Consider the following 23,388-nt stretch of genomic DNA (forward strand, 5'->3'; position numbering starts at 1 on the left):
AATTATAAAAAGGGGTTTCAATTTGATACCCCTTTTTTTACTTCACTTCTTTAACAAGTAAATTATCAATGCTTGCCAGTGAATCATAGGCCCTAACGCCAATCATACCGCTTTTAAATTCTGAATCTTTTACAGATATCAATGGCTTTTCTGATCCGTTAAAGTATACCTTAATGTCACTGCCTTTGGCTTCTATTTTAACCTTGTATGACTTTCCTATTTCTAATTTTTGCTGTTCTGATGCAAGTGCAACCCATTTCTGGTCAGATGATTTGCCCAATTGGATCGTGCCTGTTTCTGCATCAATTCCCAGGTAATAGCCCTTATACATATCTGCACCAAGTACCGCATCCGTCACTCTAAAAACCAGACCGGCATTTCCTTTTGAGTTTAGCTGTACGGTGGCCTCGTAGCTCAGGTCCTTAAACATGGTACTGCTCGCAATCGCTTTTGAACCATGGATCCCATATCCCCAGGAACCTTTGTTAGATGCGGCGTGGATTGCTCCATCTTTAATAAACCAGCTGCCGCCATATAACAACCAGTCTTTAACTGTAGCATTGTCAAAGTTTTCTTTAAACAACTTACGCGGACTTTCAGGCGTGCCAATTACAGGAAAATTACTGATTCTGATGTTTTCACTTCCAAAAGGAGTAAGGGTTATTTCTTCTGTCTGTTCCGATGAAGCAACCGGACTTCTTGGTACTTCAAAGGCATGCATTTTATTATAAGCCATGGTCCATGAAGGTATTTTCTTTGCAGAGACTTTCAGTTTAACAGGCGTAGTGGCTTGGATAAACGGATTCTCGGGCATAGCTGTGTTTTGAACTTTTACCGAAGCAGCCAGATTCTTACGATCTATCACCAATCCATAGTTCCAGGGCGAAGCAGAGGACACCTCATAGTCAAAAAAGCCTTCTACAGGATGTTTTTTACGAATACTGTATTTAGCATTCATCTGTAATCCATACACCAAGGGGCCACGTTCTACAGTAACCGATTGGTTTACCTGATCTGATACTTTTACTTCCATTGGGAAATTAAGTACTACCTCGTCATTGCTGCTCCATGATCGGTTTACGGTATAAACCTGACCGATTTTAACATTCGATAATGCTTTGCCATTCACCGCTATTTGCGGATTTTTACACCATTCGGGTATTCTTAATTTCAATGGGAAAGTGGCAGCCTTTGCTAAGTCTATTTTAATTCTGATCTGCTCTTCAAAAGGATAGTTGGTCACCACATTCAATTTAACGGGAACGGCATCAGCTACAAAAGCATTCAGCTCAACCGGGGCATAGGCAATTACGGCCAAACCCTTATCAGGAGTTGCTGCCCAGCTGTTTTTTACAAAATAAGGCCATCCCATGTGCATGTTGTACCTGCAGCATCCCATGCCGGAGTACGGACTTAAAAGGATTCCTCCATCGTAGTCCTCATCAAAACCAGAGTTACCGTGCTTACATACCACCTGGTTGGGCTGTGTATAATATAAATGAGATTTAATGTCTCTGCTAAACTGCGATGGCAAGGTGTTAAAAGCAATTTTCTCCAGTCTGTCGCCAATCTGTGTATCATGAACTATTCGGGCTGTGGTTTCCAGAYTTTGCATCCATTCTACCACGGTACAAGTCTCCGTTCCCTGAAAGGAACTTCTGCCAGCCAGGAATTCTGTTCCCGATGCAATGCCCGATGCCTGTCCGTGATCTCTTATTAAATTATAGATTCCTTTTTCAGTTGCATCTCTGTAAAATGGAGTGTTGTTCAACTGTGAGTAAATTGCCGGAAGTTTAAGCGCCTGACCAACACTAACGCTGTGTTTGGTATGGAAATCATCGCCATAATGGTAGAACTGGTTATTTGTATAGATATCTGCCCAAGGATAGGCCTGTGATTTTAGTTTTTCTGCTAAGGTTAGCAGCGACCTTTCGCCAGTTCTGTTGTATAACCACAATACCAATTCTATGTTGTCGCCGGTTCTAGATTTGCTCCATTCCGTTAATGGTTTTTTATCCAGGTTCTCCAGCTGATACTTAAAATATTTGGTAAAAAAACCAATCACCCGTTCATCGCCGGTAGCCTCATAATAACTTTGTATGGCATACATCATTGGCATTCTTGGCCACCAGTCGTTCATTTTTGCTGGGCCAAAAGCTCCGTTCGCCTGCTGGTGGTCTAATGTCCAGTTTATCCATTTCTGCGATTTTGCTTTTAATTCAGGATTATCCAATGTATAAGCCAGTGCTATAAGTCCTTTTACGTAATAAGGAACACGTTCCCAACCTTCGCCATTGCCACCCAGCCAATCAGATTCAGGGCCAAGGTTAGATGCCTCCGGATAAAGTTCTTCGGCATGTCCGGTTGCGCCATCTTTTTGCAATTCCAATTGTTTCAATAACCAGCCTTTGGCTTTTATACTGCCAAGGGGAAGCTGTATGTACGTGTCGGCGGTTAGCGGCGCACGGTTGTATATATATTGCTTTCCAGGGCTGTTTTGCGCAAAGAGCAATGACGGGATCGAAGCAAATGCCAAGATGAGTGATTTCTTAACGTTCATGTTTATAAATGGCTTTGTGTGTTTAAAGAACAAGTTTATTATAAAATATTTACTGTTTCAGCTCTTATATGTAAATTGATACAATCTGAAGAATTTTTGAAACGTATAGGCGAGTATTATCACTGAATGTTAATATTACTTAATGAATGGATAAGAAATCAAAATTACGGGTTTCAGAATGTGCTTTATTTGTTGCCGAATTTAGTTGATCTCATGAAATGAAAAAGTACCTGTTTATTCCCCTCATCCTTTGTGTTTTATTTTTAACACCCTGCATGCTTATTGCCCAAATAACGGAAAGGCCAAGACCTGTTGAATGGGATCAGCTGGTAGAAGGCGGGCGGTTTAAAGATCGTTTGTTACCTATGCCAAAAGGCAAGCTCAGCAGTGATACCTGGGGTGCCAAAGGTGTATTGCCAAGGTACGTAGATAATGGCATTGAAGACCGCATCAGATCTTATTGGGGAGGGAAAATAATTTTAGGATCGGATAAACTCTATCACCTTTATGTAGCCGGCTGGCTCGAAAGTTCGGCGAAAGGTCATGCCGAGTGGCCAAATTCAATTGTTTACCATACGGTAAGCGATAACTCAATTGGCCCTTTTGTGGTAAAAGACACTATAGGCAAAGGGCATAATCCTGAAGTTTTCCGGATCAAAGACGGCAGATATGTGATTTATATTATTGACGGATATTACATTTCAAATAGTTTAAACGGGCCATGGGAATTAAAGCATTTTGATTTTGAGAAAAGAGATCGCCCGATTATCGAGGGCCTGTCTAATTTAACCTTTGCGCAAAGAGAAGACGGCTCTTACCTTATGGTGTGCAGAGGTGGTGGTGTATGGATCAGTAAAACAGGAATTTCTGCTTACAATCAAATTACCGACAGAAGGGTATACCCCAATGTAAAGGGCGAGTTTGAGGATCCGGTGGTGTGGCGCGACAATGTTCAATACCATTTAATTGTGAACGACTGGTTAGGCAGAATCGCCTTTTACCAACGCTCAAAAGATGGGGTTAACTGGGTTACAGATCCCGGAGAGGCATATACCATTGGAGTAGCTAAACATGAAGACGGACAGGTGGAAGACTGGTATAAATTTGAACGTATTAAAGTGCTTCAGGATAATTATGGAAGAGCTATTCAGGCGAACTTTGCAGTAATAGATACTTCTAAGGCAGATGATAAAGCCAGCGACCGCCATAGTTCCAAAAACATCAGCGTACCGTTGAACCCGGGGGTTTTGCTGACCATGCTGAACAAGGAAATGCCGACAGCTAAAACCAAAGTGATCAGCGTTAAAATTGCAGCCGAAAAAGGCTTTAACCCGCAAATAGATGTAGATGTTAAATCCCTTCGTTTTGGGGCGTCAACAGAAGTTAACTTTGGCAGGGGCAGCAAGGTATTAAGTGTGGTAAAATCAAACAAAGATCTGATTGTAAATTTTGATGCCAAAGGCAGTGGCATCACAAAAGAGGAATTTGCACCAAAGCTGATCGGGAAATCTACCGCAGGTAAGCTGCTTTACGGATACACCCGTGTGCCATGGTTAAACTATAATGAGGCCATTCTTTCAGCCCGTAAACCGGTATTTAGCTCAGAGAATAATAAAACCAAACTAAAAATAGAGGTAGAAAATTTTGGCCAGGTAGTGTCTAAAAAAAGCGTTTTAGAAGTTACCTGTCTTGTTGGTAACGAGAAGAAAACTTTAGGCATAGCAGCGGTTCCGGTACTACAGCCATACGGTAAAACAGAAGTTAGTTTGCTTACAGATCAGGTATTTGAAAAAGGGAAGGAGTATGCGTTTTCTGTAACGGTGAGTACCAATAACACAAAAGTTTCCGTATTCGAGTTTAAAGCGGTTCCTGTTAAATAAGATCAGAATGTTTCTTTTGTCTTCAGGTCTGAGATATGTAAGTTTTCGAAATAGCCTATTCCTGCTATTGTCAGTTTAACTCCCATTATCTTACCAATTGATTTGTTGTACTGTGTTTTAAAAGCTTCTTTAGAGTTGATGTATAGTTTAACCTGTTTGTTTTCAATTCGAAGCTTTAAATCAGCGCCGGTACTCAGGTCATGTCCAAGCGCCCTAAGGTCATATTTTGCGCCATCTTTAACATCTTCAGAAAACTGATAATGTGCCCAGGCCACACATTCGGGTTTAATGATGCCAAACACATGCTTATCCTTTTCTCCGTAAATAAACAGATCTGCTTGTGAGCATCTTACACCGGCCCTGTTTTCGGAAGAGGCAACGTGCACCGTCAGTTCAAAATTATCTCCGTTGATATTGGTAGGTCTTACGTGTGAAAAATGAACAAAGAACGTGCGGTTGGTATCCACACCGGCACTGTAAACTTCTCTTGCTGATACCGTAATTGGCGTTCTAAGGCCTAAATCTTTTACTAAAACCGGGTATACTCTTGTGGTATCCTGCATCACAGAAGTAATGGCACTCCAGGTTTTACTTTGCAGATAAACATATCCGGTATCGATGGGTCTTTTCTTATACAACAGCACAGGGTAGTACCTTCCTGGGATTTCGTAATAATGATTAAAAAGGCTGTCTGAGAGGTTAACCCTCTTTATCTTACCATCACCAAAATCAACAGAGAAATTAGAAGATGAATCAGGCAATGGTCCTGCTGCGTCCAGTTTAAATATAGCCGAATGTGGAGTAAGTCCTTCGGGGTTTATGCACTTCAGCTTTACGTTCTGGGCAAAAAGATCCGTGCCTGTATCTGGTTTTCTTAATAGTACTATCGCAATAAACGTAACCAGTACTATAAAAGCAATAAAGTATAACATTTTCTTATTGCTTTCCTGCTTATGCGTTTCAGGGGTTTTTGCAGGTGCCTTCTGTACTAATCCGGTTTTTACATCTATAATGGGATTCTTAAACTCAAATTCGTACCAGTCTCTGTAGCCTATAAATTTCGCAAGGGCATCGCGTGTTGCCTTTTGTGGATAATACCGGGTAGATGTTTTAGATTTTCCAAAGATTCTTTTAAGGGTGCTTTCGCTTAAATGAATGGATGTTTTACGTGACAATAAACCACTTAACCTTACATAGTCGCTGTTCGTCCAATCAGAAATTGGTTTTTCACCGATCTGCTCAGCTACCTTCTGACAGCATATGTCCAGCTGTTGAAAAAATATTGAATTTTCAGCTTGTTCAGAATACCTATTCATCTGGTGTAAGTGGTTGTTTTATAGTTGGTTAGGTTATCTAAAATATTGACCAATATTTTGGATATGGTATTGGCGGTTCATTCTGTAAAACGGGATATAAATTTACTAAACCAATCAAAACTAAATCAGATTGACAAATAACAATCTTTTTTAAAACTTAACCAAATATAAATGAAAAGAAAATTATTACTTCTGGCGATGTTTTTAGGCCTGCAATATGCAGCCGTCGCGCAAACCAAAAAAGTATCGGGTAAAGTTATCGATGCCACCACAAAACAACCTCTGGCGGGTGTTAGTATTACTGTTACAGACACCAGGCAGGGAACAAGTACAAATGCGGAAGGTGCGTTTACCTTAAATGCCCCTTCCGAAGCAAAAACCATTCTGTTAACATTTGTTGGCTACCAGGACCAAGTTGTTGAACTTACGGGTAAACCACTTCAAATTGGTCTGCTGGTCGATAATAAGGACCTCACCGAGGTTGTAGTAGTTGGTTATGGTACGCAAAGAAAAAAGGACCTTACCGGCGCAGTAACTTCAATAGGATCAAAGGATGTAGGAGGGCGGCAAACACTTCAGGTTTCTGAAGCCCTGCAAGGCAGTGTTGGCGGTGTTTCTGTAACCCGTACCAGCAGTGCTCCCGGCTCCGGATCCAACATCTCTATCAGGGGGATTACTACCATTGGAACAAACAGCCCGCTAATTATTCTGGACGGGGTGCCTGTAAGCAATATTGATAATGTAAACCCAAATGATGTTGAAAACATTACGGTACTAAAAGACGCTGCCTCGGCTGCAATTTACGGATCAAGAGGGGCGGCAGGCGTAATTTTAGTAACTACTAAAAGAGCTAAACAGGGGCAGAGCAGTCTGGAATATAACTACGAGTATGGCGTGCAAAGAGCAACCGCATTACCTGAATATGCAGGCGTACAGGATTATATGCGCTACTTTAATGAGCAGGCTACTAATGATGGTGCTTCTACCGGCCCTTTTCCACAATCAAGTATCGACAAGTACCTGGAAAACAACCTGGCAGATCCGGATAAGTATCCAAATACCAATTGGCAGGAAACCGTTATGACCAATAAATCGGCCCCACGCCAACGCCATGATCTGGTGTTTACCATGGGAACTGATAAAATAAAAACCAAGGCTTCGCTGGGCTATTCAGATGCCGGAGCATTTTACGACAACAGATCTTACAACAGATACCTGTTTCGTATCAACAACGACCTGCAGCTGAACAGCAAAATGAATATCAACTTAGATGTTGCCTATAAAAGAACAACCAACAAAGGCAATGCAAATGAATTAAGTAACAACTACAATCCCATTTATGAGGCGCGTATTATGCCTCCAATTTATGATGATTTCTATTCCAACGGGCTTTTGGCTTTTGGAAAGGATGGCAGAAACCCAATTGCCCAGATCAATGAGGGAGGATTTAGTAAAACCCTTGCAAATCAAATCAGCGGTCGCATTATGTTTAATTACAAACCCATTCAGGGACTTACGCTGACCATGCAGGTAGCACCAACTTTTGATCTGGATAAGGACAAGTATTTCTCTAAACAAATAAAGTTTACCAATGCCGATGGCAGTGTAAGTACCATTGTGAACCAGCCTAAAACTATCCTGAGCGAAGGCAGAAATGAGGCTTTTAGCATTAACGGGCAGTTGCTTGCTAACTATACCAGAGAGATTGCAAAAGACCATACCATTGATGTGCTTGTGGGTTATGAAGAAAATTACAGGTCACTTGAATCTTTGGGTGCTTCCAGAACCGGTTTTGCCCTTGTTGATTTTCCTTACTTAAATGCCGGAAGTACAGAACTGAGAGACAACTCGGGCAGTGCAAACGAATCAGGATTACATTCCCTGTTCAGTCGCTTGCAGTACAATTATAAAAACAAGTATTACATCCAGGGAAATATCCGTTCAGACAGATCTTCCCGATTTGCTGATAAATTCAGAAATGCGGTATACCCATCGGTTTCGGCAGGCTGGACAGTTACCGAAGAAAGCTTTATGAAAAGTATGAACTGGCTTTCTTTCCTTAAATTAAGAGGATCATGGGGCCGTGCTGGTAATGAACGATTGTTAGACAGGAACAATAACCCCGCTTACTATCCTTACCAGGCAACCATAGATTTTACAAATGCACTGTTCTATCAGAATGGAGTTGTTACCCCGTTAACTGGAGGCGGACAACAGGTATATGCAGTAGAGAATATCAGCTGGGAAACCAGTCAGACCACCGATGTGGGATTAGATGCAGCTTTTCTTGATAACAGGTTAACCGTTTCTGCTGATTACTATAAAAAGAAAACTTACGATATCCTTTTGCCGCTTGATATTCCGCTTTACTTAGGATATGACAAGCCTAACCAAAATGCGGGGGTATTAAATGTGAAGGGATGGGAACTGGAAATGGGCTGGAAAGATAAGATCGGGAACGTGAATTACGCTGTTGCAGCGAACGTTTCAGACGCCAAATCAAAAATCGGAGATCTAAAAGGGACAGAATTTAGAGGTGATCAGATTATCCGTAATGGCAGCGAATACAATGAATGGTTTGGTTATAAAGCCAATGGGATATTTCAGACAGCGGCAGAAGTTGCGGGAGCACCAGTGCTAAATGCAAACACTAAAGCAGGAGATATCCGCTACCAGGATCTGAATAATGATGGAAAGATCACTACCGACGATAAGGTGTTGCTTGGCGGAGCTTTACCCCGCTATCAGTATGGAGGAAATATAAGACTTGATTATATGGGCTTTGATTTTGGTGCAGTATTTCAGGGAGTTGGGAAAAAGTTAAGCCGGTTAAACGACGAAGTTACCCAACCATTTGCCGAAGCTTTTGGAAACGTACCAATTGAAATGGTTGGGAAATTCTGGAGCCCGAATAATACTGCCGAGCAAAACCTTCAGGCCACTTATCCAAGGTTATCGCGTACCTCTACGTCGAACAACTATACTTTGTCTGACTTTTGGTTAATCGACGGCTCTTACTTTCGTGTAAAAAACCTTACGCTGGGCTATACTTTAAAGGAAAGCTGGATAAAAAAGGCAGGCATTCAGTCGTTCCGTTTCTATGTCTCAGCTAACGACCTGTTTTCGTCCAGTAAGTTTCCAAAATATCTGGATCCTGAAGCCGGAAACTATGCTTACCCAATTGTAACCACAATATTGGCCGGTGCAACCTTAAAATTTTAATCATGAAAAAGTTCTATTTAATTATCATCATATCTGTAGGTCTTTCGGCCTGCAATAAACTCGACCTCAATCCACTTTCTGAGGCCTCGACCGGGAATTTTTATTCCAACCAAACCGAATTGGAACTGGCTGTTAATGACCTTTACCGACTGGTTTTCTGGGGGAATGATAACGAATTGTTTGGCGACAATGAGTGGCACCGCGGCCAGTTAACAAATGCAGTGATCGGCGGCACGATGAATGCCGACGATGCTGCGGTGCAAACTTATTGGTTAAACTGTTACAAAGCCATTGCAAGAGCGAACTCGTTTCTAGCCAATAAAGATAAAGCTGCGGCCAATACGCCAGCAGCAGTGATGTTGAGACTGGAAGCAGAGATGCGTTTGATCAGGGCAAACCAATATGCTAAACTGGTTACCCATTTTGGCGACGTTCCCTTATTAACAACCACTTTAACCCTCGAAGAATCATACGGGATCACCAGAACCGGTAAAGATCAGGTACTTGATTTTATTTTTAAAGAGCTTGATTTTGCTATCGCCAATTTGCCTGAGACCTATGCGCAGGCCGAAGTGAAAAGGTTAACCAAGGGTGCAGCCTTAGCTGTAAAAGCACGAACTGCTTTGTATGTAGGGAAATATGACGTGGCACGCGATGCTGCAAAAGCAGTAATGGATTTAGGTGCGGCCAATGTTTATAGCCTTAATGCCAGCTATTCTCAATTGTTTTTAAAAGCAGGTGAAACCAGCAAAGAGCTAATTATCAGTATTCCAAGAGATCAGGCCCAACAGGTTTTTAACGGAGCAGGTTATGTGCAGGACAATATTTCCAGAAATGCCGGTGGCTTTGGCGCCCAATTGCCAACACGGGATATTGTGGATGCTTATGAGTGTACTGATGGTAAACCCATTGATGAGTCGCCTTTGTACGACCCTAAACAGCCCTTCAAAAACCGCGATCCCCGTCTCACGGCAACTGTTGTGGAGTTCAACACCCAATGGCTGGGGTACAATTATACCCCGCATCCGGATTCTTTAACGGTTTATAGTTCAAAACAGAACAAAAGTGTATCCAATAAAGATTCACGTGCGGTTGCCGCATTTGCAAGCTATACCGGTTTCCTTTGGAAAAAGGGTATTGACCAAACCTGGGCCGACCGACTTGCCGAAGACAACGATGCCATCATTATCAGGTATGCCGAGATGCTGCTGACTTATGCAGAGGCAAAGGTAGAACTGGGAGAAGCGGATGCTACTGTTTTAGATGCCATTAACCAGGTGAGGGCAAGAGCCTATGGTGTTACTGCTGCACAAACCACCTTATATCCTGCTGTAACGACAACAGATCTAACAGAACTTAGAAAAGTTGTACGGAGAGAAAGAAGGGTAGAATTTGCAAAAGAGGGGCTTCGCTACATGGATTTGATCCGCTGGCACCTGGCCGAAAAGGCACTGACAAAACCAGTCATTGGTTTACCTGATCCGGCAAATCAAAACCGCTCAAAATGGCCTTTCCCGGGCATTACTCCGCTCGACGATGATGGCATAGCCGATTACTCGGGTTTTGGATCTGATGTTAAGGCACTTATTGAAAGGAAATTTGATAAAAACAAGCAATACCTGTGGCCTATACCGGCTGTAGAAAGAAGGGTAAACCCCAACATCACTCAGAACTTAAATTATTAACCTATAACACACACAAATGAATATTAGCCCTAATTTAAAAAGTTGTGCTGCCCTGGCGGCACTACTTTTATCTTTGAACACATTCGGACAGAAGACAACGAAACCACTGCAGGTAAGTGGTGTATATCCACATTTAGCTACGTTTAATGAGGGCTGGCCAAAAACAGAAAAAAGCACTGTAGGATTTGGTGAGGGGTTTGAAAATGGCATCGGAGCGATAACCCCATGGGCAAATAAGCTATGGATGGTTACCTATTCTCCTCATACCCCTAATGGAAGTGCAGATAAGCTTTATAGCGTAGATGCAGATCTGAATGTAACCATACATCCGGAAAGTATTGGCGGCACTCCTGCTAACAGGATGATCCATAAAGAATCGAATCAACTGATCACCAGTAGCTATTTTATTGATAAAAATGGAAAAGTAAGGGCAATTCCCTTTTCCGTAATGCCAGGCAGGATGACCGCAACCGCAAGGCACCTGACTGATCCGTCCAACAAAGTATACTTCTATGATATGGAGGGTAAGGTGTATGAGGTTGATGTAAATAGCCTTGCTGTTAAGAAACTATTTGAAAAACCTGTACCCGGCTGGCATGGAAAAGGCGCCTATACCGGTCAAAACCTCTTTGTTGTTGCGAACAACGGCGAGGATGCTGTTTTCAAATTGACGAAGGATATGCTAAAAGCAGGAGATTTGCCTAAGGGGCCAGAAGAAATGGGTGTTTTGGCAAGCTGGGATGGTAAGACCTGGAAAATCATAGAGCGAAAACAATTTACTGATATCACAGGACCCGGTGGTATTTATGGTTCACCAGACGATAAAAGTCCGCTATGGGCAATAGGCTGGGATAGGCGATCGGTAATTTTGAAGTTGCTTGATGGCGGACAATGGTATACTTATCGTTTGCCAAAAGCGGCACGTACCTACGACCATAGAGGCGGATGGTATACCGAATGGCCACGCATCAGGGAAGTTGGCAATGGAAAAATGCTGATGGATATGCATGGCATGATGTACGACTTTCCAAAAACTTTTTCGAGAAACAACAGCGCAGGTATTTCGCCTTTAAGCAGCCACTTGCGCTATATTCCAGATTTTTGCAGCTGGAACAATCAGATTGTAATTGCTACAGATGAGACTACTGTACTGCAAAATCCAATGGCCGGTCGCTCTCAATCGAACCTTTGGTTTGGCCAATGGAGCGATTTAAAAACATGGGGCGGTGCAACCGGTTGGGGCGGCCCATGGGATAACGATGCTGTAAAAGCAAACACAACTTCGGATGCCTTTTTGATCAATAATTTCAACAAAAAAGTGCTGCATTTAACCCAAACATCAGAACAGGCAGTGAGTTTTACCATACAGGTTGATAAAACAGGGAATAATAAATGGGTAGATTATAAGGTAATTAAGGTGCCAAAAAATGGTTATGTGAATTTTATTTTCCCGGCCGATTTTAAAGCTACCTGGATAAGGTTTAAAACAGATAAGGATTGTAGGGCTTCTGCTTTCTTCCATTTTACCGGAACAATGCACGAAAAGCAAGATCCTGTGTTCAATACTTTAAGCGATATTACCGACAAAGATGAGATTAGTTCTACGGTCATTCGCCCTGCAAACTTCAACAAAAACCTGCAGGTATTGTCGACCAGTAATGGCAAAAGTCAGTATGTAGAAGTTGATGAAAAACTGACCTTTTCTAACGGAGCGGTAGACAGTACTTCTCAAATGAAGCGTTTGCTGTCGTTAAGTAGAACCTATTCTGTAGATGAGGCTTCTGTGATTATCAAAGATAAAACGGGAACTTTCCGTTTACCAAAAACATCGGATGCTTACGAAACTTTTCCTTATCGCGATCGTCGCGAAGTTGAGTCGGAGCGCTTTATGCTGAACATACAAGGAACCTTTTATGAGGTTGGTCGCGAGGCTGGTTTCATAGCCCTTCGTCCGATTACCACACACCATAAAAAGATCGTAGATTTTTGTACGTGGAGAGGGTTACTGGTACTAAGCGGAACCAAACAGGGGGCAAAAGCTGATGGCCACTACTTTGCCAATGAAAAAAATACTGATGGACTTTGGTTCGGGGGAATTGATGACCTATGGAAAATGGGCAAACCTACAGGCCATGGAGGCGTTTGGGAAAGAGCTGCGGTTAAGTCGGGCACACCATCGCTGCCATATCTTATGACGGGGTATGATAAGAAGAAGGTTTCCTTAAGTGCTGATAAGGATGTGAAGATCACCTTAGAAGTTGATTTTGACCTTTCCGGCTTTCACACCTATAAAACCTTTACTGTTCCTGCCGGTAAAACGATCAACTATGAGTTCCCACAAGGGTTCAGCGCACATTGGATAAGGGCAATTTCAGATAAAGCCTGTACTGCCACAGTTGAGTTTACCTATCAATAACAAAATGGAAGTAACTAAAGAAAGAACGGCAACCCAGTATCTTCTGAGTGCGCCCGTAATTGTGGCTGCACTTGGGTACTTTGTAGATATTTATGACTTACTGCTTTTTGGCATTGTACGCATACCCAGCTTAACGGAGCTTGGGCTAAATGAAGTGGAACGCTCTGTTCAGGGTGCCAGTATTTTAAACTGGCAGATGAGTGGTTTGCTGATCGGGGGAATACTTTGGGGTGTTCTTGGTGATAAGAAAGGGCGTTTGTCGGTTTTATTCGGATCCATAATTACTTACTCTATCGCCAATTTTGCCTGCGGGTTTGTACACGATGTGAGCATTTATAAGCTATTCCGTTTTGTAGCCGGGGTAGGTTTGGCAGGAGAACTTGGCGCGGGTATTACGCTTGTTTCAGAAAGTTTACCTAAAAGGCTGAGGGCCATTGGTGCTTCAGTAGTAGCAGGAGTGGGGCTTCTTGGTGCTGTTGCCGCTTATTTTACCGTGGAACTTTTTAGCTGGCGATATGCCTATTTCACCGGTGGTGGATTAGGCATATTGCTTTTGTTTCTTCGAATTGGTGTTTTTGAATCGGGCATGTTTAAATCTATGCAGGACTTTGATGAACTTAAAAGAGGGTCACTGCTTTCCTTTTTTACAGATAAGAGCAGGCTTAAGCTTTATCTGAAATGCATAGGTATTGGATTGCCCACCTGGTATGTGATCGGTATTCTGGCCACCTTTAGCAACGAATTTGGTAAGGCATTGCACATTGCAGAAAATGTTAAGCCCGGTTTGGCAGTGATGTGGTGTTATGTAGGGCTGGCATCAGGCGACTTGCTGAGCGGTGTAATCAGTTATTATCTGGAATCGAGGCGCAAAGCGGTGGGGTTATTCATGTTGTTTACTTTAATCGGAAGTATTATTTATCTATATGCCGGCATAACCACCGCCACAGGTATATATATGATGCTCTTGTGGCTTGGATTTGGTATTGGTTACTGGGCCATGTTTGTAACCATTGGTGCAGAGCAATTCGGCACCAATATAAGGGCAACTGCTGCTACTACCATCCCCAATATGGTAAGAGGAACAGTGGTAGGGATGACCACCTTGTACGGCTTTTTGAAACCAACTGTATTAGAGCTACATGCTGCGGCTATTGTTGGTTTCATCTGTTTTGCAATCGGGTTTTACTCCATTATTACTATTCCGGAGACGCACGACAGAGATCTAGATTTTGTAGAACCGGAGTAAAATCCGGTCTACATGCCTTCTAAGGGCTTGTAATTCAATCATTAAAAATATTTTGTGAATTAATTTGGAAATGTAAATACTATATCTACATTTGTACTGTACTACATAAGTATTACAGTGCTACTTTATTCACAACGCTATGATCGAATTAACAAACCTTAGTTTCGGATACAGGAAAAAAGAACTTCTGTTTTGGAATCTGAACCTTAACCTGGAGACCGGCCATATTTATGGCTTGTTGGGAAAAAATGGGGCAGGTAAATCAACTTTACTTAAAAACATTGCAGGACTGGTATTCCCAACCGAGGGTACCTGMAAGGTTAATGGCCTTAGTGCAGCCAAGCGACTTCCTTCTTTTTTACAGGAATTGTTTTTTATTCCGGAAGAGATGGAACTGCCGTCGCTTTCAGGGAATGAATATGTTCGCCGTACGGCTCATTTTTATCCAAAATTTGATCACGCACAATTCTATAAAGTACTTGCTGAATTCAATGTGAATCCCGATGACAATTTAAAGCAGTTGTCTTTTGGTCAGCAGAAAAAAGTAATGATCACTTTTGGTCTGGCCACCAATACCTCATTGCTGATTATGGACGAGCCGACTAACGGGCTTGATATTCCTTCAAAAGTTCAGTTCAGAAGAATCATGGCCTCTTCAATCACAGAAGACCGCTGTATGATCATATCTACCCACCAGGTAAGAGATCTGGACAGTCTGATTGATACCTTACTTGTCCTTCACAAAAAGGAAATTGTGCTGAACAAGAGCCTGGATGATATTGGCGACCGCTTACTTTTTACCACGTCGGGTAATGCCAATAAAGAGGGAGTATTATATACCGCGTCTAACGCTATCGGCAATAATACCATTAGCATCAATAACCAACAGCACAACAACAAGGTTGATATGGAGCTGCTCTTTAATGCGATAATTGATGATCACACTGCTGTAATTGAATCTTTAAAATAACGCTATCATGAACGAAACTTTCAACTTTACCCGCTTTCTTAATCTGTTTAAGAAACACACCGCCGAGCAATACAAAACGTACTTAATGTCCACAGGCGTATTAATTGGAGTGTTAATCTTAGTCCTGGGTTTTATAAGTTATAGTACCAGGGGTCATATGGGCCCTGTTATACAAGCAGCAATGTTTGTAAATTTCCTGTTTTTTTCGGGAACTATTTTTACCAGCCTGATCTTTACCGATCTGGGCGACAGAAAAAAATCAATTCCGGCGTTATCGCTACCTGCTTCTCATTTCGAAAAATACCTGGTTGCCTGGCTATACTCATTTGTGATATTTCAACTTGTTTTTCTGGGCTGCTTTTATGCTATTGATTACCTGGTGATCAGTATCGGGAATGCAAACTCACCTGATAAAATAGAGGTTGTAAACGTATTTTCTCCTGATAGGAAAGTGTGGGTGTCATTTTTAGTGTTCGCTATATTACATTCTATCTGTTTTTTTGGTGCGGTATTTTTTGAGAAGCTCCATTTTATAAAAACGGTATTCAGTTTTTTCATTTTTATTGCGGTGTTGTGCCTGTTAAACCCGGTTTTACTTCATACTATATTTCAGGAGGAGATTGAAAATGGGATTCCCTTTAACATGGTCGGCCTTATCATCAAAAAAGAGAATATATATATTGAGCCAACACAAACAAGTTATATTATTGCGGCAACAGTAGCCATTTTGATTTCGGTAATCCTTTGGATAAGTACTTACTTCAGGCTAAAAGAAAAACAAGTGTAAGATGGAATTTAGAGAGAATGAAGCGATATACATGCAGATTGCAGGTTATGTAACTGAAAATATCATGTTGGAAAAATGGTTGCCTGAGGAAAAATTGCCTTCGGTACGTGAGCTGGCATCCGATCTGCAGGTGAATCCGCTAACTGTTGTAAGGGCGTATGAATTTCTGCAAGGTAAAGAGGTAATTGCCAACAAAAGGGGCATCGGTTTCTTTATTGCTGCAGATGCAGTACAGAAAGTAAAGAATTACAGCAAGGAGCGTTTTCTGGGGCAGGAGCTACCGGAGTTATTCAAAAGCATGTATCTGCTTGGCATTAGCGTAGAAGATATTGCTGAGCGATTTGAGATTTTTAAAGCACAAAACTACCAAACAAAATAGTTATGAAAACCAGCACAATGTTTATACTAGCAGCAGTKGTTGCCACATTTATTGGCCTTACCGCCTATAATTTTAGCCTTAAGGCATCCTTTTTAAAAGGAGACTATAAAAATCGGTTTTATGGTTTAACATTTAGTTCTGTTAAAGATGTAAACGAAGTCGAATTGCAGTCGGCAAACAGAATTACCATCCGCATTGAGAAGGGTAAAACCCCGGGCCTGTGGTTAAGAGACAGACTTAAGGGAAACCTGGTATGGACAAAAAATGGAAATTCGATAAAAATAGATCTGACAAAAGCAGCTAAAGACGGCGGTTTTCAGATTTGGGACAATGAATTGATCCTGATCATGCCAAGTACTGTTAAGCTAACCAGTCGTGCATATCACAGAGACAAAGAGGAAGAAAAAAGGGCCCATATTTCCGGCAACATTAATATTTCCGGTTTCGAGCAAGATGCGATGCAGTTGGATCTGGGTAAATACACCAGTGCATTTTTAGACAAATTGAAAGTGGGCAAGTTAAATGCGGTAATAGGTAATAAGGACAATGGGAATGCCAGCCTGGTTATTTCTTCGGCAAACCAGATCGATACGGCGGCTTTTGATATTCCTGGTGAGGGAAGTCTTGACCTGATGGATCCTAACATTACCAAAACGCATTATACCATTTCCGATAAGGCAACGGTTTCTTTAAACGGCAAAGCCTTACAGGCCATTAAAACAGAATAAGTGTTGATGCCATAATAATATTACCATAATCCGGAAACGGTAGCCATTATATTTTCAGATAATTTAATAAATTAACGGAAAATATTTCCTGTATGACTATTAGTAAAAAGCATCTTTTGGGATTGCTGACTGTTTCCGGATTACTTCTGGCTTATAAAAGTGATAAAATTGGATCAAATAGCACATTTGATTTTGCTTCAACAGCCAGGTATGCTGATACCATTGGTAAATACAGAGACTGGAAAGTTACCGGAGGTAATGGTGAAAATATAAAATATTCGAAGCTTAAACAGATCAATACCAGTAATGTAAGCCGGCTAAAGGTTGCATGGGTATATCATTCGGAGCAAAACGACAATACTAAATTTGGTTCCATTCAGTGTAATCCCATCATCGTTAATAACGTACTCTATGGAGTATCTCCAAAGCTAAAGCTCTTTGCGATAGATGCGGCTACCGGAAAAGAAAAATGGAATTTTGATCCGGCCGATTCTACCATAAATAAAACATGGCACCGCAATAGTGTAAACATGAACAGGGGTGTGGCTTATTGGCAGGAAGGAGCCGATAAGCGAATCATTTATACCGTAGGACCAATTGCCTTTGCAATAAATGCGGTTAGCGGTAAACTGATCTCCAGTTTTGGTAAAGACGGTGGGATAGACCTTAGGAAGGGGCTTGGAAGAGAAGAAAGCAAGGTTTTTGTAGCGCCTACTTCTCCCGTTATGGTTTATAAAAACCTGTTCTTTTTGAGCGGTTATGTAGGTGAGGAAACGCCGGGATACATCCGCGCATTTGATGTGAAAACGGGAAAACAGAAATGGGTGTTCCATACCATTCCTATGCCGGGAGAGCCCGGATATGAAACCTGGGAAGACAAAACGGCCTATAAACGCATGGGCTCCACAAATAGCTGGTCGGGCTTTAGTCTGGATGAAAAGAGAGGAATGTTGTTTGCCGGAACGGGTAACCCAAGCAATGATTTTTATGGTGGCGACCGACTGGGCAAAGGACTTTATGCCAACTGTGTACTGGCTTTAGATGTCCTTACCGGGAAATTGAAATGGCATTTTCAAACTGTACACCATGATGTATGGGATATGGATATTTCCAGTCCACCAATATTGACTACGATAACCCGTCAGGGTAAAAAGATAGATGCGGTAGCGCAAACTACTAAAACCGGGCTTATTTTCGTTTTCGAAAGGGCTACTGGTAAGCCGCTTTTCCCTATTGTGGAAAAGAAGATGATTACAAATACGCCAATTATTGGTGAGAAACTCTGGCCAACCCAGCCTTTCCCTGTTTTGCCTAAGCCTTTTGCCAGACAGATCTTAACAGAGAACGACCTGAATACTTTGGTTAGTGATTCATCTCAACAGGATATTAAAAAGCGCTTTAAAACTTATCGTTCGCAGGGAATATATACTCCGCCGACCAAAGAAGGAACCATTATTTTTCCGGGGTATGACGGTGGAGGCGAGTGGGGAGGCCCGGCTTTTGATCCTGAATCAAATATCCTGTACGTAAATGCCAATGAAATGGCCTGGGTGCTGAACCTTGTGGAGAATGAGCCGCCTGTAACTACGGCGCAAACGAATCTGGAAGCAGGCGCGGCCTTGTATAATAAGCATTGCATGGTTTGCCATGGTCCGGAACGATTGGGTGCAGGGGATTATCCGTCGATAGTGGGTGTTGAGAAGAAATATAACCTAACGCAGTTTACCGAGCTGTTGTCTACAGGCAGGCGGATGATGCCGGGATTTAATCACCTGAGTAAAGAAGAAAAAAACGCAATAGGATCATTTATTCTTGATCTTAAAGCTGAACAGGCAAAGCCTTATACCGGAAAATCAGAGGCCAAAACCGCAAAGGCAGCAAAGCCTTCTTATGGATCTACGGGTTATAACAAGTTCCTGACTAAGGAAGGTTATCCTGCGATCAGTCCGCCATGGGGAACTTTAAATGCCATCAACCTGAATACCGGGAAATATGTGTGGAAAGTTCCTTTTGGTGAATTTGAAGAACTGAAAAAGAAAGGAGTGCCCACTACAGGGCGCGAGAATTACGGAGGCCCGGTGGTTACTGCAGGCGGACTTATCTTTATTGGTGCAACAGCGGATGGTAAATTCAGGGCGATAGATAAAAAAACAGGGAAAATACTTTTCGAAACAGATTTACCTGCACCGGGTGTAGCCACGCCGGCAGTGTATGAAGCTGATGGTAAGCAATATGTGGTGATTGCCTGCGGAGGCTCAAAATGGGGAGGCAAATCTAGCGATGCGTACGTGGCGTTTACACTTTAGTAAGTAAATGTTAACCTACTGTTAAATATTTTATATAACTTTACTGGAAGGGATTAAAGATATTTATGAACGCTTACAGTAACTTTTCCGATCTGGAACTGACTGTTTCATTGAAACAGGGGGATGAACGTGCATTCAGGCAGGTTTTTGACTTGCATTTCAATAAGCTATATGTTTTCTGTTTTAGGTTCTTAAAACAGGGAACGGGCTGAAGAAATTGTTCACGATGCTTTGTTAAATGTTTGAGTTAACCGCGACAGGTTAAATGAGGAGTTTTGCCTTATCTGTATACCATTACCAGAACGCTGGCGCTAAATGCACTAAGAGATCTGGCCACGTTGCAAAGGGCTATTGATGCGCTTTGGACGGATATGGAAAAGGTAATCAATGAAACTGAAGAGTCTTTGTTGTTAAGCGACCTAAGGCAGTTTACAGAAAGTGCTTTGGTGCAGCTGCCGCCACAGCAACAGCTGATTTTTCGAATGAGCCGGTACCAGGGGCTTAGCTATGATGAAATTGCAGAGCAGTTGCATTTATCTAGGAACACGGTGAAGAACCATCTTATCGCGGCATTGAAGACTTTGAGAACGCATTTTAACCAGTCGGATGTGGCGTATTTTATATTGATTAGCGTAGGGATTGGTTGCGGGGTGGGTTAAAAAGCAATGCTAAATCTGTGCATGTTGTTTTCATAATGATAAGTAACCTGCCACTTATTAATGTTGCAAATCTGCTTTACAATTGATAATCCAAGACCATTGCCTTTGTACCCGGCAGTTCCTTTGCCAAATCTGGTGAACAACTTAGATTCAGGGAAAGAAAGCGGTTCTCCTTCATTACTGATCGCCAGCGAATGTTCATTCAGGCTAAAAACTATTTTGGAACCGGCATCGGTATAAGAAAGGGCATTTGTTAGCAAATTAGAAATCAAAACTTCCATCAGGAATGAGCTGGCATACACTACCTTGGACTCAATATGCTGTTCAACCTGTAAGTCTTTATGCTGAAACAGGTCTTCCATTAAATCATAATTGCGTTTCAGCGTATTCTCTAAGGATACCCATTGTACGTCGGTAAATGCATTATTCTCCAGTTTGGCCAGCAGCAGCAAACCCTTGTTTACTTTACTAAGGCGTATTGTTGCTTCTTTTGCATCGTTAAGTAAACGCGCAATGTCTCCCGTTAATGGTTGCTGACTAATACTTTCCAATCTCGTTTTCAGGATACTAAGAGGGGTTTGAATTTCATGTGAGGCATTTTCAGTAAATTCCTTTAAAGCCGTATATTCCCTTTTGCCCCTGGCCGCCAAATCGATAAGTACGCTGTTCATTTCCTTAAACTCAGTCACATCAGTACGCGTTAGCTGTAATTCTTCTTTTGAACTTACAGAGTACCCCTTCATCCGCTTCAGGTTTATTAAAAATGGTTTCCATATCCTGCTGCTAATGAAATAGTTGACCAACGTGCCAAGTACAATTAACAGGACTGCTATGGACAGGAAAATGTAGAGGATGGTTTTAGAATAATTGTCCCAGCCAATATATGTAGTCATAACCCTAATGCGGTAGGGCTGACCATTGATCTTTTTGCTCTCTGAGAAGTAGTAGTACCCTTCAGTTACTTTTTGGAGCCGATCATAAATGAGGGTGTCTTTAAAAACTTTAGGCAGCTTCATCAGGCTTTCATCGCCCTTGGTGATGGTTACCAATGGGAAAGCTACCGTTCGCCCCATATGGATTTCTTCGGCAACCATATCGGTCTGTAATTCCAGCTGCTCCTCTATTTCTTTAGATATTTCATGCCTCAGAAAAAGGAACAGCATGCAGCCGGTAATGCCTAAAACCAATGCACTTAGTCCAAAATGATAATAACTAATTTTTGATAAGAGCCTCACTAGTACGTAAACTTATAACCCATTCCATATACTGTTTTGATGTATTCTTTGCCGGAAATGTTGCACAGTTTTTTCCTCAGATTCTTCATGTGTACATATACCGTATCGAAGTTATCACTCTGGTCGAAATGATCTCCCCAAAGGTGCTCAACTATTGATGCTTTGCTCACCACACGGTTCTTATTGATGACGAAATAAATGAGCATGTCGTATTCCTTTCTGGTTAGGCTTACCTCGCTGTCTTTGAAAAAGAATGATTTGGAAGAAGGGTGCATGGTGAAATCGTCGAATGTGATCTGTTCGGCACCTTTTAATGTTTTTCTGCGGTATATGGCGTTGACCCGGGCGTTCAATTCTTCCAGGTAAAAAGGTTTTGTGAGGTAGTCGTCGGCGCCAAGATTTAATCCATTCAGTTTGTCCTGAAGCGAATCTTTTGCCGAGAGAATAAGGATTCCGGTTTCCAGATGGCTTTTTCTGATGTCTTCTATGAGGTCTATCCCGCTTCCATCGGGCAGGGTAATGTCGAGCACTACAACATCATACATGTAGTCCCTTAGTTTCTGCTCGGCCTGACCAAAAGTTATAGCCTGTTCGCATATGCAATCGAGTGAGCTGAAATAGGTTTCCATTTCTTCCAATAGTACCGGTTCATCTTCTACAAACAACACCTTCATAATTATTATTCAAATTAAATACGATTTTTTTAGACTCTTTAGAAATTCTTTAGAATTGGCTTTAATATTTGCAGCAAGATTAGCACTTATTTAGACTTAATACAAACAATATAGTGATAAATTATATAATCAAATAGAAAAATGAAAATTCAATACTTTAAGAGTTCAGTATTTATTGCCCTTGCTGTTGTGGGTCTTGCTTCGTGTAAGAAAGATAATGTTCAGGATGATGTTATTCCTCCTTATGAAGTGCCAACAACCTACAACTTCGCCGGAGCAAACTACACTGCTTCGACGCAAAGGGTAAAAATGGCTTTAGAGTTGAACTCTTACCTTGGAACTGCATTAAATGCTACCATTACTTCAACAAAAGCAAATGATTATTTTAACAATACTAATAATCCATTTACAACTGATGCAACTCTAAACGCATCTGGTGTGAAACTGGCTGACAAAACTGCTGATGCTGAAACTTTCACAGGATACTTTGTGGAGCAAGCTGCAAACAGTACTAAAAATGCCATTGAAGCTACAAACGGTAGTGCTGGTTACGTTATTAAAGGCACTTCAAAAAGACTGGTAAGCGCAACAGGTTTAGAGTACAACCAGGCAGTAGCTAAAGGTATGATGGGCGCTTTATTCTTTAAAGAAGCTATTAATATCCTAAACAGTGTGCCTGATGCTAATAATGTTACTGTTACTAATGGTACAACAGCTATGCAACGCAGCTGGGATGAAGCTTTTGGTTATTTAGGTGTACCTGTTGATTACAATCCGGACAAAACCTATGCTAACACAGATGCGGTTAGACCATTATTATGGGGTGGTTATCTTGCTGAACGCGGTAAAGGAATTGAAGCAGGTAAAATAATTTTCAACGCTTTCTTAAAAGGCCGTGCGGCAATTGGGGCTAAAGATTACCTAGTTGTAAAAGAGCAGATCACTATTATTCAGGCTAAATGGGAGCAATTGGTTGCTGCCGCGGCACTTGCTTACACTACAATACCTACTAATTCAGTAAGCGTTGGTGACCTGCCTACGCAGTTCCATGCTTTATCTGAAGGTTATGGATTTATTTCATGCTTCAAATATCGCCCTGCAAACAGTAAATTAACGGACGCAAACTACCAGAAGCTTAAAGCAACAATCGGTACTAATTTCTATACATTAATCAACGAGGCTAATTTTACTAAATTGGTTGAGGCACAAAATATATTAAAAACAACCTACGGTTTAAACTAAATAGCAGTTTTGTTTTAGTAAGGCTCCTGGCACTTTTGCGCCAGGAGCTTTCATTGTTAATACATTAAGTTAAAGAATATGAA

At 41.7% G+C, this 23,388-nt stretch carries 16 protein-coding genes; 12 read left to right on the top strand and 4 right to left on the bottom strand.

Annotated elements, in window-relative coordinates; all coding sequences use genetic code 11:
• Window positions 1–37: 37 nt before the first annotated feature.
• A complete protein-coding gene (locus tag AC1DG9_RS06860; RefSeq protein ID WP_477634444.1) occupies window positions 38–2,560 on the bottom strand; it encodes a beta-L-arabinofuranosidase domain-containing protein in 2,523 nt (840 codons plus the stop codon).
• Between the two features lie 275 nt (window positions 2,561–2,835).
• Between AC1DG9_RS06860 and AC1DG9_RS06865 the strand changes: the two genes are divergently transcribed.
• Window positions 2,836–4,440, top strand: coding sequence for a glycoside hydrolase family protein (locus AC1DG9_RS06865; protein ID WP_477623133.1), 1,605 nt, complete (start codon window positions 2,836–2,838; stop codon window positions 4,438–4,440).
• Between the two features lie 2 nt (window positions 4,441–4,442).
• Here the strand turns inward: AC1DG9_RS06865 and AC1DG9_RS06870 are convergent, their stop codons facing one another.
• Entirely contained in the window at window positions 4,443–5,756 is a 1,314-nt protein-coding gene (locus AC1DG9_RS06870) for a hypothetical protein (RefSeq protein ID WP_337716541.1), read from the bottom strand.
• Between the two features lie 171 nt (window positions 5,757–5,927).
• On the opposite strand from AC1DG9_RS06870, the gene AC1DG9_RS06875 reads away from it, so the two are divergent.
• The 10 genes from AC1DG9_RS06875 (at window position 5,928) to AC1DG9_RS06920 (ending at window position 20,154) form a co-directional block, all read left to right on the top strand.
• Entirely contained in the window at window positions 5,928–8,978 is a 3,051-nt protein-coding gene (locus AC1DG9_RS06875) for a SusC/RagA family TonB-linked outer membrane protein (protein ID WP_337716543.1), read from the top strand.
• A 2-nt stretch (window positions 8,979–8,980) separates the two neighbouring features.
• A complete protein-coding gene (locus AC1DG9_RS06880; protein WP_337716545.1) occupies window positions 8,981–10,663 on the top strand; it encodes a RagB/SusD family nutrient uptake outer membrane protein in 1,683 nt (560 codons plus the stop codon).
• Between the two features lie 16 nt (window positions 10,664–10,679).
• Entirely contained in the window at window positions 10,680–13,079 is a 2,400-nt protein-coding gene (locus tag AC1DG9_RS06885; RefSeq protein ID WP_172659762.1) for a hypothetical protein, read from the top strand.
• A 4-nt stretch (window positions 13,080–13,083) separates the two neighbouring features.
• Window positions 13,084–14,325 (top strand): MFS transporter, encoded by a 1,242-nt coding sequence (locus AC1DG9_RS06890; protein ID WP_337716546.1) that lies wholly within the window; start codon window positions 13,084–13,086, stop codon window positions 14,323–14,325.
• A 139-nt stretch (window positions 14,326–14,464) separates the two neighbouring features.
• Window positions 14,465–15,295 (top strand): ABC transporter ATP-binding protein, encoded by an 831-nt coding sequence (locus tag AC1DG9_RS06895; protein WP_477634445.1) that lies wholly within the window; start codon window positions 14,465–14,467, stop codon window positions 15,293–15,295.
• Window positions 15,296–15,302: 7 nt separating this feature from the next.
• The gene (locus tag AC1DG9_RS06900; RefSeq protein WP_172659765.1) at window positions 15,303–16,082 is read left to right on the top strand and encodes a hypothetical protein; all 780 of its coding nucleotides are present in this window, start codon (window positions 15,303–15,305) and stop codon (window positions 16,080–16,082) included.
• A 1-nt stretch (window position 16,083) separates the two neighbouring features.
• Window positions 16,084–16,461, top strand: coding sequence for a GntR family transcriptional regulator (locus AC1DG9_RS06905; RefSeq protein ID WP_172659766.1), 378 nt, complete (start codon window positions 16,084–16,086; stop codon window positions 16,459–16,461).
• A 2-nt stretch (window positions 16,462–16,463) separates the two neighbouring features.
• On the top strand, window positions 16,464–17,189 hold the full coding sequence (locus AC1DG9_RS06910; RefSeq protein ID WP_172659767.1) for a hypothetical protein: 726 nt from the start codon (window positions 16,464–16,466) through the stop codon (window positions 17,187–17,189).
• A 92-nt stretch (window positions 17,190–17,281) separates the two neighbouring features.
• The gene (locus AC1DG9_RS06915) at window positions 17,282–19,495 is read left to right on the top strand and encodes an outer membrane protein assembly factor BamB family protein (RefSeq protein WP_172659768.1); all 2,214 of its coding nucleotides are present in this window, start codon (window positions 17,282–17,284) and stop codon (window positions 19,493–19,495) included.
• 275 nt (window positions 19,496–19,770) lie between these two features.
• Window positions 19,771–20,154, top strand: coding sequence for a sigma-70 family RNA polymerase sigma factor (locus tag AC1DG9_RS06920; protein WP_246269423.1), 384 nt, complete (start codon window positions 19,771–19,773; stop codon window positions 20,152–20,154).
• Here the strand turns inward: AC1DG9_RS06920 and AC1DG9_RS06925 are convergent.
• On the bottom strand, window positions 20,151–21,389 hold the full coding sequence (locus AC1DG9_RS06925) for a sensor histidine kinase (RefSeq protein WP_288878982.1): 1,239 nt from the start codon (window positions 21,387–21,389) through the stop codon (window positions 20,151–20,153). The genes AC1DG9_RS06920 and AC1DG9_RS06925 overlap by 4 nt on opposite strands.
• Window positions 21,389–22,063 (bottom strand): response regulator transcription factor, encoded by a 675-nt coding sequence (locus AC1DG9_RS06930; RefSeq protein WP_172659770.1) that lies wholly within the window; start codon window positions 22,061–22,063, stop codon window positions 21,389–21,391. Before AC1DG9_RS06930 ends, AC1DG9_RS06925 begins: the two co-directional genes overlap by 1 nt.
• A gap of 141 nt (window positions 22,064–22,204) precedes the next feature.
• Between AC1DG9_RS06930 and AC1DG9_RS06935 the strand changes: the two genes are divergently transcribed.
• Window positions 22,205–23,305 carry a DUF4856 domain-containing protein gene (locus AC1DG9_RS06935; RefSeq protein WP_288878983.1) on the top strand — a complete coding sequence of 367 codons (1,101 nt, stop codon included), beginning with the start codon at window positions 22,205–22,207 and terminating at the stop codon, window positions 23,303–23,305.
• Window positions 23,306–23,388: the final 83 nt, after the last annotated feature.

It is taken from the genome of Pedobacter sp. 05L430 (assembly GCF_056397585.1).

What these genes read in the sequence shown, in the direction of transcription:
- AC1DG9_RS06865 (WP_477623133.1), top strand. Translation starts at nt 2,836, where the DNA reads ATGCTTATTGCCCAAATAACGGAAAGGCCAAGACCTGTTGAATGGGAT.
- AC1DG9_RS06870 (WP_337716541.1), bottom strand. Translation starts at nt 5,756, where the DNA reads ATGAATAGGTATTCTGAACAAGCTGAAAATTCAATATTTTTTCAACAG.
- AC1DG9_RS06875 (WP_337716543.1), top strand. Translation starts at nt 5,928, where the DNA reads ATGAAAAGAAAATTATTACTTCTGGCGATGTTTTTAGGCCTGCAATAT.
- AC1DG9_RS06880 (WP_337716545.1), top strand. Translation starts at nt 8,981, where the DNA reads ATGAAAAAGTTCTATTTAATTATCATCATATCTGTAGGTCTTTCGGCC.
- AC1DG9_RS06885 (WP_172659762.1), top strand. Translation starts at nt 10,680, where the DNA reads ATGAATATTAGCCCTAATTTAAAAAGTTGTGCTGCCCTGGCGGCACTA.
- AC1DG9_RS06890 (WP_337716546.1), top strand. Translation starts at nt 13,084, where the DNA reads ATGGAAGTAACTAAAGAAAGAACGGCAACCCAGTATCTTCTGAGTGCG.
- AC1DG9_RS06900 (WP_172659765.1), top strand. Translation starts at nt 15,303, where the DNA reads ATGAACGAAACTTTCAACTTTACCCGCTTTCTTAATCTGTTTAAGAAA.
- AC1DG9_RS06905 (WP_172659766.1), top strand. Translation starts at nt 16,084, where the DNA reads ATGGAATTTAGAGAGAATGAAGCGATATACATGCAGATTGCAGGTTAT.
- AC1DG9_RS06915 (WP_172659768.1), top strand. Translation starts at nt 17,282, where the DNA reads ATGACTATTAGTAAAAAGCATCTTTTGGGATTGCTGACTGTTTCCGGA.
- AC1DG9_RS06930 (WP_172659770.1), bottom strand. Translation starts at nt 22,063, where the DNA reads ATGAAGGTGTTGTTTGTAGAAGATGAACCGGTACTATTGGAAGAAATG.
- AC1DG9_RS06935 (WP_288878983.1), top strand. Translation starts at nt 22,205, where the DNA reads ATGAAAATTCAATACTTTAAGAGTTCAGTATTTATTGCCCTTGCTGTT.